Here is a 13,768-nt window from a genome sequence, read left to right on the forward strand (position 1 = left end):
TCCTTTTCAGTAATGAGTGGCGGTTTCGGAAGGGCGCGGCGACGCCACGTCGTCCAGCGCGAGGAAAATGTTCTGCGGGAATTCGGCGACGCGGTGCAGCAGGTGCAAGTACCAGTTGGTGCCGTACACCGCCGACACGCGGGTCTTGACCTGGCCAGCGACCTTGACGGCCTTGATCAACTCGGGACGCACGCCGTGGAGCATCTCCAGCTCGCCACGGCTGGCGATGCCGCTGGTGAGGATCTGCTCGACCAACTGCGGGTCCTGGGTGGCGAACGCGTAGTTGCTGCTGGCACCGTTGATACGGTCGAGCAGGCCCAGGTAGCGCTCGTCCAACTGCGCACCACGGGGCAAGGCGATGGCGGCCGGCTCGGCGTAGACGCCTTTGACCAGACGTACTTTGCAGCCGGTACCGAGGATCTCACCCAGGTCATCGGGCGTGCGGTTCAACTGCGCCTGCAGGGTGATGCCCAGGTTGGGAAACCGCGCACTCAGGTGCATGAAGATGTCGAGGATCGAGTCGGTCCACTGGGACCGCTCCATGCTGAGGATCACGCCGACGTCCTTGTCGGCCGCATGGGTGAGGATCTTCGAGCAGTTCTCGATTGCCAGCTCACGGGAAATGATGGTGCCGACGTTGGACAGGTCGAAGCCCAGTTGCGGCGGCTCGTTCAGCGTCGGGTGCAGCGCCATCAGGTCGATCAGCGTGAGGTATTCGTCGGTGGCGGTGGTCACCTCGGCCAGGGTGGTGGCCTCTTCGCCCACGTACTCGACGCCGGTGCGATAGCCCTTGCCTTGCAGGGCGGCGAGCTTGTCGAGCATCTCCAGGCGGTCTTCGGAAATGATGTAGCGCAAGGCGGCCGGGCGCAGGAAATCACGCAGGGTGTCGCTGGCCAGGAACAGGTCGCGGTAGGTCTTGTTGGCCGCAAGCTTTTTCAGGGCCAGGGTCGCCAGCAGGCTGTTGTCTGTGTTGTGCATGGTGTCAAACCCCGTAGGCCTGGTTGAGCATGCGACGGGCGAAGCTCGAGTCGTCGGCATGGTTGGCAATCTTGTGGGCGCGGAACTTGGCCGCGTAGCTGAGCATGGTTTCCTTGTTGGGGCTGTGACGGTCGCGGGTGAAAATCCCGGCCCACAGGTTGTCCCAGCGGGCGTACTCGGGATGCGACATCAGCAGCTCGTGGGCCTTGCGCATGTTCCAGTGCGGGATGGCCGGGTGCAGGTGGTGCACCAGGTGGTAGTTGTCGTCGTGGCGGCCGAAGAAGAAGTTCTCCAAAGCATTGCCCTTGCGGTTGCGGGTCAGCAGCAGCTTCTCGGTTTCGGCAGCGGGCAGCGGGTAGTGCTCGGCCAGCTCGATGATCCAACCCACGGCCACGGCGGTAGTGAACAGCGGCACCAGCCAGAACAGCAGCAACTCAGTGACCACGCCGAAGCTGGCGGCCACGGCGAAGATCGCCGCCCAGTATGTCCACAGCATGAGGCGTTCGTTGCGGATCTTCTTGTCCGAACCCTGGGCCTTGACGCGGTCCTTGATGATGTAACGGATGTACTGCACGGTGCGGTAGCCGGACAGGGCCAGCAGTACGTTTTTCAGGAAGAACTCACGCTCGCTCTGCTTGACGTCGTACAGCCCGCATTTGAGGTGGAAGTTGTAATCCGGGTCTTTTTCCGGGTGGCCCAGGTGCACGTGGTGGTTCTTGATGTGCGAGATGCTGTAGGACTGGTGCAGGTGGAAAATCAGATAACCAGAGAGGAACGTGCCGGAAAACCAGTTGATAAAGCGGTTCTTGGCCAACATCTTGTGCGCCGATTCATGCAGCACGTTCGCAAGGGCGCGTTGGGTGGTGCCAATCAGAAACAGCGAAACCGGGTAGAACCAGTAGCTGATCCCCAGGGACAGGTAGATCGCAAACGCGATGATGGCGTAGTCCTTGCCCAGCGCGACGGCCCAGTGATAGTTATCTTTTTTGCATAAGTGCTTGAGCATCCCGAAGGTCTCGCGGGAGATACCCGCAGCGTATTCGCCAGCAGCTTCTTTGTTCTGATCGACCAGCATAATCACTCCATTAATTAAGCGGCACGCTGCAACACCCAACCCGCGCGAGTGGCACTGGACTTCCTGGCTCATTACCGGCTCGGGCATTTTTTTAGGTATTGCAGCTAACGTTTTTTTTGCCTGAGCTAGACTCTTCGGCTGCGAAAAAAACTAAAGCACCGCCCCATCGCTAACAAGCTGCCCTTTTAGACAGGTAGGCCCCAATGCCACGCGCACGCGAACGCGCGCCTGCGAAAAATCGCAGGCGGGCGTGGGGTTAACCGGTGTGGGTCAGGCTTGTTCGCGGATATAGCCCAGTTGCAGGGCCTTGCGAATGGCAGATTTGCCGTTGGTGACGTCCAGCTTGTCGAAGACGTTTTTCATGTGGAATTTGACCGTGCGCGGGCTCATCGACGTCAGCAGGGCAATCTCGTTGTAGGTCTTGCCCAGGCTGGTCCACGACAGCACTTCGGTTTCGCGGGGGGTGAGCACGGTCTGCTGGGTCAGTGCAGGCGCGCAGCTCTCCAATGCCTCGTCGTACACCGAGACCAGCAGCATCTGCAGCTCGCTTTTGTTGGCCAGCACGGTGTCGCGAAACCGTTGCCCTTCGCCGAAACTGCACAGGTTGAGGATCGAGTAAAACCCACGGTTGCCGTGCACGATAAAACTCGCGCCCTCCCCCACCGGCGCGCAGGGCCCGGGCACCGGCACGGCCTCTTCAGCCGGTGTCAGCAGGTTTTCATCGCTCCAGAAGAAGGGTTTTACCCGTTCCTTGGACAGAGAGAGCAACTGGCCGCGCTGATAGAAGTCATCGGCCGAGTCCGCGCGCTCCAGGGCGTCGGGGTAGTTGGAGATGATCTCCGCCTCATCCAGCGTCGGCCCGCATTGATAGACCTCGAAGTGCCCAAGCCCCCGTCGGGTCAGCTCGGCATCGAGCAGTTGGCGCACGTCGGCAGGCTGCATGGGCGTGCTGTTATTGGGTTGACCATTGCTTCGCATGAATCTCGTCCCTGATGAGTGACTACGGGTGAGCCTAGCGTTCTGGCCGGAGCGCTTCAATCCCGAAGCTCCCGATTCAGAGTCGACTCACCCAGTAGGAAATATCCCTACACAACAAGAAGAATGAAACATGCCCCAAACGCCTTGTCCAGTGGTTCCCACGGTAAGCCGACCATGGGCAGGACAATCCCTCAGCTCAGACCACCTGTGCGGCAAACACTTCACGGAAACGCTGCATCTGCTGCGCACTGCCAACGGTCACCCGCACCCACTGCGGCCAGTTCTTCCACACCCGCCCGATCAACACGCCGTGCTCGGCCAGCCGCTCGATAACCTGCTCGGCGGGGCGTTTCACGTCGATCATGAAGCAGTTGCTGGCCGACACCGTGCAGGTAAAACCGCGTGCCTTGAGCCAGGCGACCGTCTCATCGCGGGCCCGGGCATTGAGCGCCTTGCGTTGGGGCAACAGCTTCACGTCTTCCAGGCTGGCATGGGCACCCAGCAGGCTGGAGCCGGCCGGCACGTTGTCGCCGCCGAATACCGCCAGCCGCTCCAGCAACGCCGGATGGCCAATCGCCAGGCCCACACGGGCACCGGCCAGGCCGTAGATTTTCGAGAAGGTGCGCAGCACCAGCAGGTCGTCGTGCTCTTTGACCCAGCTGATGCAACTGGGCGCATCGGAGAAGTCGATATAGGCCTCGTCCACCACCAGCACGCTGCCCTTGGGCTTGTTCGCCAGTGCCTCGCGGATGGCGTCGGTGGGGGTCAGGGTGCCGGTGGGGTTGTTGGGGTTGCATACGTAGAGCATGCCGGCCTGGGGGTCAGCAGCCAACATGGCGGGAATGTCGTGGGCGTGCGCAGCGTTGAGGTCCACTTCCTGAACCGGCGCCTTCCAGTTTTCGGCTGCCTGGCGCGGCACTTCATAGGACGGCGTGCCCATCACCAGGCCACGGGTCTGGCTGGTAAACGCCAGTACCGCATAGCGCAGGGCCGCCATCGAACCGGAAAACACCGCCACCTGGTCTTCGGCAATGCCTTGTTGCTGGGCGAACAGTTCGGCCAGCGCATACATATGGCCATAGGGATACAGCGCAGCGGTGGCGATCCCCCGCTGCATGGCCTCCCGCGCCGCGCCAGAGGGCCCGTAGGGGCTTTCGTTGTAGTTCAGCCGCAGCCTCTCGGCCTTGGCCGGTGGCGGGCTGGCAACCGCCCAATCCAGGCGCCCCAGCAGAGGCAGGGCTGCGCCCACGGTGAGAAGGGACCGGCGACTGACGCTGAACATGGAGCTACTCCTTGTAGGCGGGCGATGAATTCTCACTACTCATTCAGAGGGGTATGACGAGCATTGCCCCAGCTGATTTAACCGGCGCCCAAGAAAAAGCCCCGCGCTTCTCTCGAAGGCGGGGCTTTTTCACTGCAGGACCACTCAGTGAGCGTAGGTCAGCAACAGCTCTTTCGGCACTTGGAAATCCAGGGACATCATCACGCTGAGCGCGGTGATGGTGAAGATCGAAAACACGAACAGCTTGCGCGCCCAGACGGTGTCATCCACCGCCTTGTAGCCGGTCCAGGCCATGTACAACCAGTACATGCCCATGGCGGCGGCGACGGCGAGGTAGCTCATGCCGGCGTAACCACTGAAGGTCAACATCAAGGTCGCCAGAAGGAAGGCCAGGATGTACAGCAGGATGTGTTTCTTGGCCACCTGGATGCCACGCTTGACCGGCAGAACCGGAATCGACGCAGCCAGGTAGTCATTGAAGCGGAAAATCGCAATGGCGTAGGAGTGCGGCATCTGCCACAGGCTGAACATCACCAGTAGCGTCAGCGCGGCCATGTCGAAGCTATTGGTCACAGCCACATAACCAATCACCGGCGGCATCGCCCCCGACAGACTGCCCACCAGCGTGCCGTGCACCGACTTGCGCTTGAGGTACAGGCTGTAAAGGCCGACGTAGATGACAAACCCGATCACGGCAAACAGCGCCGCCAACGGGTTGGCCACCTTGTACAACAGTGCCACACCGGCAACACCCAGGACGGTCGCGTAGACCAGCGCCAGTTTCAGGGAGATAAGGCCCTGGACCAGCACGCGGTTCTTGGTGCGCTCCATCTTGATATCGATGTCACGGTCGATGCAGTTGTTGAACACACATCCGGAAGCTACCACCAGGGACGTGCCGATCATTGCAGCCAGGAAGATGGCCAGATCGACATGTCCCTTGGAGGCCAGGAAGAAACCGCCCGCCACAGAAAGCACGTTACCGAAAATGATCCCCGGTTTGGTGATTTGGATAAAGTGCTTAAGCGACATCGGGTCTTACCTCACTTCGCCATCATGAACGTATGGATGCTGAACATGATCCATATCGACAGGCCAACCAGCAGCACGATTACGATGCCTGCGAACACGAAGGCAACCACGTTATCGCGCTGTTCCTTGGAACGGTCCAGGTGCAGGAAGTACACCAGGTGAACCAGAACCTGAATCACCGCGAATGCCAGCACGATCATCAAGGTGATCGACTTTGGCAGGGTCGGGTACATCACCAGACCAAACGGGATGAGCGTCAGGATGACCGACAGGATGAAGCCGATAGCGTAGGACTTAACGCTGCCGTGGCTCGCATCATGGCTGTCATGGTCATGGGAGTGTGCATTAGCCATTACAGAGTCCCCATCAAGTAGACGACGGTGAATACGCAGATCCAGACCACGTCCAGGAAGTGCCAGAACAGGCTCAGGCAAGTCAGGCGAGTCTTGTTGGTGTTGGTCAGGCCGTGTTTATTGACCTGATACATCATCACCGCCATCCACAGCAGGCCAGCCGAAACGTGCAGACCGTGGGTGCCTACCAGCGTGAAGAACGCGGACAGGAAGCCGGAACGGTGCGGGCCGTAGCCTTCGGAGATCAGCAGGTGGAACTCGTTGATCTCCATGCCGATGAAGCCCAGGCCGAACAGGAAGGTCAGTGCCAACCAGCTCAGAACGCCTTTCTTGTTGCCCTTGTAGAAGGCCAACATGGCGAAGCCGTAGGTGATCGAACTGAACAACAGCAAGGCGGTTTCGCCGAGCACGTAAGGCAGTTCGAAGATGTCGTGGCCCGACGGGCCACCCGCTACGTTGTTTACCAGTACCGCGTACACCGCGAAGATCGACGCAAACAAGATGCAGTCGGTCATCAGGTAGAGCCAGAAACCGAAAACGGTCATTGGCCCCGAGTCGTGGTGATGGTCATCGTGCCCATGGTCATCGACATGGGCGTGTCCAGCATTGGTCACTAAGTTCGACATGGTTTAAGCCTGTTCCAACGAGGTTTCTACACGGTTGGCCGGAATCTTCTTCTCGGCTACCAGGCGAGCGTGCTGCTCGGCTTCGATGCGCTCGATCGTCTCGACCGGCACCATGTAGCCTTGATCATCACGGGCAGCGTGAATGATGAAGTAACCGATAGTGCCCACCAGGCTCACGATCGCCAGCCACCAGATGTGCCAGATCATCGCGAAACCGAATACGGTCAGCAGGCCGCCCATCACCACGCCAGTGGCGGTGTTGTTTGGCATGTGGATCGGCTCGTAGTGCTTCGGACGCTGGTACGCAGTACCGTCTTCCTTGGCTTCGGTGAACGCATCAATGGTGTTCGCAGTAGGGATCACGGCGAAGTTGTAGAACGGCGGTGGCGACGAAGTCGACCATTCCAGGGTGTGGCCATTCCATGGGTCGCCGGAGTCGCAAGCGTTCTGCTTACGGTCACGGACGCTCACGTACAGCTGGATCAGCTGGCAGGCAATACCCACAGCGATCATCACCGCACCGAACATGGCGACGTACAGGTACGGCACCCACTCAGGGTTGGTCGTGGCGTTCAGACGACGGGTCATGCCCATGAAGCCCAATGCGTAGAGCGGCATGAACGCGACGAAGAAGCCCGAGATCCAGAACCAGAATGCAGCCTTGCCCCAACCTTCGTGCAGCTTGAAGCCGAACGCTTTCGGGAAGTAGAAGCTGAAACCAGCGATGTAACCGAATACAGCACCACCAATGATCACGTTGTGGAAGTGAGCGATCACGAACAGGCTGTTGTGCAGGACGAAGTCAGCACCCGGGATGGCCAGCAGTACGCCGGTCATGCCGCCGATGGCGAAGGTCACCATGAAGCCCAGGGTCCACAGAACCTGGCTGGTGATACGCAGACGGCCGTGGTAGATGGTGAACAGCCAGTTGAATAGCTTCACCCCCGTCGGGATGGAAATCAGCATCGTTGCCAGGCCGAAGAAGGCGTTGACGCTGGCACCCGAACCCATGGTGAAGAAGTGGTGCAGCCACACCATGAAGCCCAGTACAGAAATTGCGCCCGATGCGTAGACCATCGAGTGGTGACCGAACAGGCGCTTGCCGGTAAAGGTCGAGATCACTTCAGAGAAGATACCGAACGCTGGCAGGATCAGGATGTACACCTCAGGGTGACCCCATGCCCAGAACAGGTTCACGTACATCATTGGATTGCCACCAAGTTCGTTGGTGAAAATGTGGAAATCCAGGTAACGGTCAAGCGACAGCAGCGCCATGGTAGCGGCCAGGATCGGGAACGAAGCCACGATCAGGACGTTGGCCCAGGTGCAGGTCCAGGTGAAGATCGGCATGTCCATCAGTTTCATGCCAGGGGCGCGCATTTTCAGCACGGTGGCCAGGAAGTTGACCCCCGTTAGCGTCGTCCCGAGCCCTGATAACTGTAGCGCCCAGATGTAGTAGTCCACACCCACGCCCGGACTGTACTGAATGCCCGACAGTGGCGGATACGCAACCCAACCGGTCTTGGCGAATTCGCCGACGCCCAGGGAAACGTTGATCAGCACAACGCCGGAAACCAGCAGCCAGAAGCTCAGGGAGTTCAGGAACGGGTAGGCAACGTCACGGGCACCGATCTGCAGCGGCAAGGCAAGGTTCATCAGGCCGGTGAAGAATGGCATCGCCATGAAGATGATCATGATCACACCGTGAGCGGTGAAGATCTGGTCATAGTGTTCAGGTGGCAGGTAGCCAGGCGACCCCTCGGTGGCCATGGCCAGCTGGGTACGCATCATGATGGCGTCGGCAAAACCACGCAGCAGCATGACCATGGCAACGATGACGTACATGACGCCGATTTTCTTGTGGTCGACCGACGTCAACCACTCGGTCCACAGGTAGGACCATTTCTTGAAATAGGTGATACCTGCTACGAGCGCCAGACCACCCAGCGCGATCATGGCGATAGTCACCATTACGATCGGCTCGTGGAACGGGACCGCATCCCAACTTAATTTACCAAACATCGTTTACTCCTCTGCCCCAGCAGTTGAATGCGCGCCCGTTTCAGAACCTTCAACCGCGGCCACTTCTTTCTTCTCGTGCTTGACCGGCTTGCCTGGCTTCATACCTTCGTACTTGTCGACGATTTTCTGAAACAGGTTCGGCTCGTACGTGGAGTACAGGGCGACTGGGTTGTTCTGGCTTGGTTTGGTTAGGGCATCGTATTCAGCTTGATCAAGCTGTTTAGGTGCGGCCTTGACTTCGGCTACCCAGGCGTTGAAATCGTCCTGGCTCGTCGAGATCGCTTTGAATTTCATGCCGGTGAAGCCAGCGCCGCTGTAGTTAGCGGAGATGCCTTCCATTTCAGCTTTTTCGTTGGCGATCAGGTGCAGGCGAGTCTGCATGCCTGCCATCGCGTAGATCTGACCGCCCAGGGCTGGGATGAAGAACGAGTTCATCACGGCGTCGGAGGTGATCCGGAAGTTAAGCGGGGTGTTCTCTGGGAACTTGATCTCGTTGACCGTGGCGATACCCAGGTCCGGGTAGATGAACAGCCACTTCCAGTCCAGCGCGACCACTTCGATGTTGATCGGCTTGACGTCGGATTCCAGCGGACGGTACGGGTCCAGCTCGTGGGTCGACTTATAGGTGATGTAACCCAGGGCGATGATGATGAGGACCGGTACCAGCCACACCGCGATTTCAATCTTGGTGGAGTGCGACCACTTGGGCGCGTAGGTGGCGCTGGTGTTCGACGCGCGGTATTTCCAGGCGAAGGCGAAGGTCATGATGATCACAGGGACCACGACCAGCAGCATCAGCAGAGTAGCGGTGATGATCAGGTTGCGTTGATCCAGACCGATCTGTCCTTTTGGGTCCATCAAGGTCCACTTGCAGCCTCCGAGCATTAACATCATGCCAAGCAGCGGCAAAAAGCCTAGTAATCGGGGGTACCTGTTTTTACTCATCTCACGACCTCTAAAGCAGCTTGCGCAATGCAGTTGGGTTTTGATCGCCAACACTTCACCCTGCCAAGGGTTGGCATTTCTCTTCGATTGAATAAGAGCCTGCCCGCTACGCCATAACGGAGCGTTTCACGGACCTGCGGTGAGTTCTTATTCGATTTCGTGGTTAAAGGCCTTGTTACAGACCAATTCCATTTGGTGCGGATAGTTGAAAGGCTGCCGGAACCTGGGGTCGCACAGAGCCATCCATCTGCCCCTCGACCGCTCCAATGCTCAAATATTGAACAGCACCGGACATTCAGTGCGGGCGATTGTAGTTAGCTAGCGATGTATAAACCATGTCTTATAAAGAAATAATTTTTATCGATTACAGCAATAATCCTTCACCATTATTGCAACGGTTCGCGATCTTATCGCGTTCGATTCTCAACAAAAACCACAAAAATTGCCGTGTTATTAGGTCGACCGTCACATCCCTTACACGCTGTAAGGGCATGCAAAACGGATCCAACCCCCCATAAAACAAGGCATTCGGACATCACCGAACGGCTCGGACGACAGGTGTTTCGCGGGATCGTTCAAACGACGAACTGACAGCACAAATCACGCGCCCGAGGCAAATTTAATGGGTTACGCGCGGGGTCAGAAACGTCCTGCGACAGGTTCCGTGTGACAACATGTCGCACGCTGCGCGCACCTGAAATTGCTCCTCGTCACGGCAGTTTCACAAAATTCCTACACAGCAAAACGCCCCGGTCTCCCATCTGGAGAACCGGGGCGTTTTGCAAAAACGACTCAGGTGTTGCGTTGGCGATTACGGTAGATGCCCAGCGGCACCAGGATCACCGTCAGCACGAAAGCCACCAGCGCCCATTGGGCCAGGGACAGGCCGAGGATCGGTGGGTACGGCGTGCTGCAGAAGCCATCCACCTGGAACCCCAAAGGGAACACCTTGGCCAGGGGCAGCTCATCGACAATCGGCTGCAGCACATCCACGCCGCAGCTGACCTCAGGGAAGAACTGGGTGTACACATGGTGACCGGCCGCCGCGACACCGCCCAGGGCGCTGAGGATCACCAGCCCTTCGAACAGCGTGACCGCGCCCTTGGTGCGCATGGCCGCGCCGATAAACGCGAACACGGCGATCAGCAGCAACGCATAGCGCTGCAGGATACACAGCGGGCAAGGCGCCTCGCCCAACACCACCTGCATGTACAACGCACCGCCGATCAGCGCCAGGCAGATGATGCCCAGCAACACCAGAAAGCGCCGCTCCCTGCCTAAACGCAATTCGTCACTCATCTCGGGTTCCCTTTGTTTGGTTGTGCCAATGGCCGCAAGTTTACACACAGAGAGTGGTTTAAACAGAAGGGGGTTAACGGGGGATTAATCGGGGAAAATGTTGTGGCTGTGCGGACGCCATCCCTGTAGGAGCCGGCTTGCCGGCGATGCAGACGACTCGGTACATCAGGCGTACCCAGCGGATGCCATCGCTGGCAAGCCAGCTCCTACAGTTCTGATGGTGTTATTCCAGTGCCGACGCCGGGCCGAAGAATTCATAGCGGCTTTGTTTCTCCGGCACACCCAACGCCTTAAGGTGACGCTTGACCGCGCCCATGAAACCTTTAGGTCCCAGGAAGTACGCGTCCACATCACGCTGCTCCGGCAACCACGCGGCCAGTTGCTCCTGGGTCAGCATGCCCACCTTGTCTGCCGCAGGGCTCACGCCATCGTCCTCGGCATAGCAGTAGAAGCGCTTGAGTTGCGGGTGCTTGGCGGCCAGGCCGTCCACCCAGTCACGGAACGCATGCACCCCGCCGTTACGCGCGCAGTGGATAAAGTGCACCGGGCGCTCGGTGGCCAGGGCGGCTTCCAGCATCGGCAATGTCGGCGTGATGCCCACGCCGCCGCTGATCAGCACCAACGGCTTGTCGCTGGCCGCCAGGGTGAACTCGCCCGAAGGCGGGAACAGGTCGATAGTCGCGCCGACGTGCATCTGGTCATGCAGGTAGTTGGACACCCGCCCACCGGCTTCACGTTTGACGCTGATGCGGTACAGGCCCGCATCGCTCAGGGCCGAGAGGGAATAGTTGCGGCGCACTTCTTCGCCATCGAGCACCAGCTTCATGCCGATGTATTGGCCAGGCGCAGCCGCCAGGATCGGGCCGTTGTCCACCGGGGCAAAATAGAAGGAGATGATTTCATCGCTCTCCTCCACACGCTTGACCAGAATGAACGGCCGCGCACCGCGCCAGCCACCCGGGGCCTGGGCTTTCTCGTCATAGATGGCCGCTTCGGCGCCGATCAGGATGTCGGCCAGCTGGCCATAGGCGGCGCCCCAGGCACTCATCACCTCAGGCGTGGCGATCTCGCTGCCCAGCACTTCGGAAATTGCACGCAGCAGGCAGGCGCCCACGATCGGGTAGTGCTCCGGCAGAATCTGCAGGGCCACGTGCTTGTTGATGATCTTGGCGACGAGGTCGCCCAACTGGTCCAGTTGGTCGATGTGCCGTGCGTACATCAGCACGCCGTTGGCCAAGGCACGCGGCTGGTCGCCACTGGCTTGGTGGGCCTGGTTGAACAGCGGGCGAACCTCCGGGTACTCGGAGAGCATCATGCGGTAGAAATGGGTGATCAGCGCTTCGCCGCCGCTTTCCAGCAGGGGCACAGTGGATTTGACGATGGCACGGTCTTGGGCACTAAGCATGGCAGACTCCTGGGTCTTTTGACTGATTGCCTTTACTTACTCAGTATTCGTGCCAACTTATTAATCCTTATATTTCAATGACTTGAATAAAAAATAGTCATTTTGACTTCCTACACCTTATAGTCATAAGGACTACAAGGAGTCATTATGACTGCACACTCCCTGCTCACCACCCTGCTCCCCCTGGTCGCCGACCTGTCCCGCGATCTGCCCGAGAGCGAGCGCTACCGCCGCCTGCTGCAGGCCATGCGCGCCCTGCTGCCCTGCGATGCCGCCGCGTTGCTGCGCCTGGACGGCGAGTGGCTGGTACCGCTGGCGGTGGATGGCTTGAGCGCCGACACCCTGGGCCGACGCTTCAAGGTCAGTGAGCACCCGCGCTTCGAGGTGCTGCTGAGCAGCCCCGGTCCGACCCGCTTTGACAGTGACAGCCAACTGCCCGACCCCTACGACGGTCTGGTGGACGGCATGCACGGCCACCTGGAAGTCCACGATTGCATGGGCTGCCCGCTGTTTGTCGACGACCGGCCGTGGGGCCTGCTGACGTTGGATGCCCTCGACACCGAACGTTTCGAACGGGTCGAGTTGGACGCCCTGCAGGCCTTCGCCAGTCTGGCGGCGGCCACGGTGAATGTTGCCGAGCGCATCGAGCGCCTGGCCCTGCGTGCCGAAGATGAACACCAGCGCGCCGAGATCTACCGCCAGGCCAGCGGCCAGCAGCACAAGGAAATGATCGGCCAGAGCAAGGCCCACAAGCGCCTGGTCGAAGAAATCAAACTGGTGGGCGGCAGCGACCTGACGGTGCTGATCACCGGCGAAACCGGTGTGGGCAAAGAATTGGTGGCGCAGGCGATCCACGCCGCGTCCGCGCGCGCCGACAAACCCTTGATCAGCCTTAACTGCGCCGCTCTGCCGGAAACCCTGGTCGAGAGCGAACTGTTCGGCCATGTGCGCGGTGCTTTTACCGGCGCGCTGAACGAGCGCCGTGGCAAATTCGAGCTGGCCAATGGCGGCACGCTGTTCCTGGACGAAGTGGGCGAATTGTCCCTGACCGTGCAGGCCAAGCTGTTGCGCGTGCTGCAAAGCGGCCAATTGCAGCGCCTGGGATCGGACAAGGAGCACCAGGTGGATGTGCGCCTGATCGCTGCCACCAACCGCGACCTCGCCGAAGAAGTGCGCAACGGCCGCTACCGCGCCGACTTTTACCACCGCCTGAGCGTGTACCCGCTGCAAGTGCCGGCGCTGCGCGAGCGTGGCCGTGATGTGTTGTTGCTGGCGGGTTACTTCCTCGAACAAAACCGCTCGCGTATGGGCCTGGGCAGCCTGCGCCTGACCAGCGATGCCCAGGCGGCGCTGCTGGCCTACAACTGGCCGGGTAACGTGCGGGAGCTGGAACATTTGATTGGCCGCAGCGCACTCAAGGCCCTGGGCAATTGCCGCGAGCGTCCGAAGATTCTCAGCCTGAGCGCCCAGGACCTCGACCTGCCCGACGTCAGCGCGCCGCCTGCAATAGAAGCCGCGGCCGAAACAGCGCCCGTGGTCAGCGGCGACCTGCGCCAGGCCACCGAGCAGTACCAGCGCCAAGTGATCAGCACCTGCCTGGAGCGCCATCAGCACAACTGGGCCAGCGCCGCCCGCGAACTGGGGCTGGACCGCGCCAACCTCGGCCGCATGGCCAAGCGCCTGGGCCTCAAATAACCCCACAACGCGGATCATATGTGGCGGCTGGCTTGTGTAGGAGCTGGCTTGTGTGGGAGCTGGCTTGCCTGCGATGCA

General features: G+C 59.8%; 12 protein-coding genes and 1 pseudogene. 2 read left to right on the forward strand and 11 right to left on the reverse strand.

Annotation, left to right across the window (positions count from 1 at the left end; translation table 11 throughout):
• Positions 1–6 precede the first annotated feature (6 nt).
• The 9 genes from AC07OV_RS09425 to cyoA all read right to left on the reverse strand — a co-directional run bounded on the left by AC07OV_RS09425 (position 7) and on the right by cyoA (position 9,291).
• On the reverse strand, positions 7–978 hold the full coding sequence (locus AC07OV_RS09425; RefSeq protein ID WP_495092105.1) for a proline dehydrogenase family protein: 972 nt from the start codon (positions 976–978) through the stop codon (positions 7–9).
• A 4-nt stretch (positions 979–982) separates the two neighbouring features.
• Positions 983–2,053 carry a fatty acid desaturase family protein gene (locus AC07OV_RS09430; RefSeq protein ID WP_176996980.1) on the reverse strand — a complete coding sequence of 357 codons (1,071 nt, stop codon included), beginning with the start codon at positions 2,051–2,053 and terminating at the stop codon, positions 983–985.
• Between the two features lie 270 nt (positions 2,054–2,323).
• Complete coding sequence (locus tag AC07OV_RS09435; protein WP_176996979.1) at positions 2,324–3,031, reverse strand: helix-turn-helix transcriptional regulator; 708 nt, start codon at positions 3,029–3,031, stop codon at positions 2,324–2,326.
• 196 nt (positions 3,032–3,227) lie between these two features.
• Entirely contained in the window at positions 3,228–4,313 is a 1,086-nt protein-coding gene (gene ptaA / locus AC07OV_RS09440; RefSeq protein WP_495092106.1) for a pyoverdine biosynthesis transaminase PtaA, read from the reverse strand.
• 144 nt (positions 4,314–4,457) lie between these two features.
• A complete protein-coding gene (cyoE, locus tag AC07OV_RS09445; protein WP_060754363.1) occupies positions 4,458–5,345 on the reverse strand; it encodes a heme o synthase in 888 nt (295 codons plus the stop codon).
• An 11-nt stretch (positions 5,346–5,356) separates the two neighbouring features.
• Positions 5,357–5,698: a cytochrome o ubiquinol oxidase subunit IV gene (cyoD, locus tag AC07OV_RS09450; RefSeq protein WP_016979640.1), complete on the reverse strand. Its 342-nt coding sequence runs from the start codon at positions 5,696–5,698 to the stop codon at positions 5,357–5,359.
• Positions 5,698–6,324, reverse strand: a complete 627-nt coding sequence (locus AC07OV_RS09455) for a cytochrome o ubiquinol oxidase subunit III (RefSeq protein WP_058426759.1) — start codon at positions 6,322–6,324, stop codon at positions 5,698–5,700. The genes cyoD and AC07OV_RS09455 overlap by 1 nt, the downstream gene beginning before the upstream one ends.
• Before the next feature lie 3 nt (positions 6,325–6,327).
• Positions 6,328–8,346: a cytochrome o ubiquinol oxidase subunit I gene (gene cyoB, locus AC07OV_RS09460; protein ID WP_176996976.1), complete on the reverse strand. Its 2,019-nt coding sequence runs from the start codon at positions 8,344–8,346 to the stop codon at positions 6,328–6,330.
• Between the two features lie 3 nt (positions 8,347–8,349).
• A complete protein-coding gene (cyoA, locus tag AC07OV_RS09465; protein ID WP_176996975.1) occupies positions 8,350–9,291 on the reverse strand; it encodes a ubiquinol oxidase subunit II in 942 nt (313 codons plus the stop codon).
• Positions 9,292–9,318: 27 nt separating this feature from the next.
• Here cyoA and AC07OV_RS09470 point away from each other — a divergent pair.
• A pseudogene (locus tag AC07OV_RS09470) lies at positions 9,319–9,609 on the forward strand (hypothetical protein).
• Between the two features lie 474 nt (positions 9,610–10,083).
• On the opposite strand, the gene AC07OV_RS09475 reads toward AC07OV_RS09470, so the two are convergent.
• The gene (locus AC07OV_RS09475; protein ID WP_494996601.1) at positions 10,084–10,590 is read right to left on the reverse strand and encodes a disulfide bond formation protein B; all 507 of its coding nucleotides are present in this window, start codon (positions 10,588–10,590) and stop codon (positions 10,084–10,086) included.
• Positions 10,591–10,813: 223 nt separating this feature from the next.
• A complete protein-coding gene (hmpA, locus tag AC07OV_RS09480) occupies positions 10,814–11,995 on the reverse strand; it encodes an NO-inducible flavohemoprotein (RefSeq protein ID WP_495092107.1) in 1,182 nt (393 codons plus the stop codon).
• A gap of 147 nt (positions 11,996–12,142) precedes the next feature.
• Here hmpA and norR point away from each other — a divergent pair, with 147 nt between their 5' ends.
• On the forward strand, positions 12,143–13,690 hold the full coding sequence (norR, locus tag AC07OV_RS09485; RefSeq protein ID WP_494996599.1) for a nitric oxide reductase transcriptional regulator NorR: 1,548 nt from the start codon (positions 12,143–12,145) through the stop codon (positions 13,688–13,690).
• The last annotated feature ends 78 nt before the right edge of the window (positions 13,691–13,768 follow it).

This window comes from Pseudomonas sp. GW821-FHT09A09, from assembly GCF_059418405.1.

What these genes read in the sequence shown, in the direction of transcription:
- AC07OV_RS09425 (WP_495092105.1), bottom strand. Translation starts at nt 978, where the DNA reads ATGCACAACACAGACAACAGCCTGCTGGCGACCCTGGCCCTGAAAAAG.
- AC07OV_RS09430 (WP_176996980.1), bottom strand. Translation starts at nt 2,053, where the DNA reads ATGCTGGTCGATCAGAACAAAGAAGCTGCTGGCGAATACGCTGCGGGT.
- AC07OV_RS09435 (WP_176996979.1), bottom strand. Translation starts at nt 3,031, where the DNA reads ATGCGAAGCAATGGTCAACCCAATAACAGCACGCCCATGCAGCCTGCC.
- ptaA (WP_495092106.1), bottom strand. Translation starts at nt 4,313, where the DNA reads ATGTTCAGCGTCAGTCGCCGGTCCCTTCTCACCGTGGGCGCAGCCCTG.
- cyoE (WP_060754363.1), bottom strand. Translation starts at nt 5,345, where the DNA reads ATGTCGCTTAAGCACTTTATCCAAATCACCAAACCGGGGATCATTTTC.
- cyoD (WP_016979640.1), bottom strand. Translation starts at nt 5,698, where the DNA reads ATGGCTAATGCACACTCCCATGACCATGACAGCCATGATGCGAGCCAC.
- AC07OV_RS09455 (WP_058426759.1), bottom strand. Translation starts at nt 6,324, where the DNA reads ATGTCGAACTTAGTGACCAATGCTGGACACGCCCATGTCGATGACCAT.
- cyoB (WP_176996976.1), bottom strand. Translation starts at nt 8,346, where the DNA reads ATGTTTGGTAAATTAAGTTGGGATGCGGTCCCGTTCCACGAGCCGATC.
- cyoA (WP_176996975.1), bottom strand. Translation starts at nt 9,291, where the DNA reads ATGAGTAAAAACAGGTACCCCCGATTACTAGGCTTTTTGCCGCTGCTT.
- AC07OV_RS09475 (WP_494996601.1), bottom strand. Translation starts at nt 10,590, where the DNA reads ATGAGTGACGAATTGCGTTTAGGCAGGGAGCGGCGCTTTCTGGTGTTG.
- hmpA (WP_495092107.1), bottom strand. Translation starts at nt 11,995, where the DNA reads ATGCTTAGTGCCCAAGACCGTGCCATCGTCAAATCCACTGTGCCCCTG.
- norR (WP_494996599.1), top strand. Translation starts at nt 12,143, where the DNA reads ATGACTGCACACTCCCTGCTCACCACCCTGCTCCCCCTGGTCGCCGAC.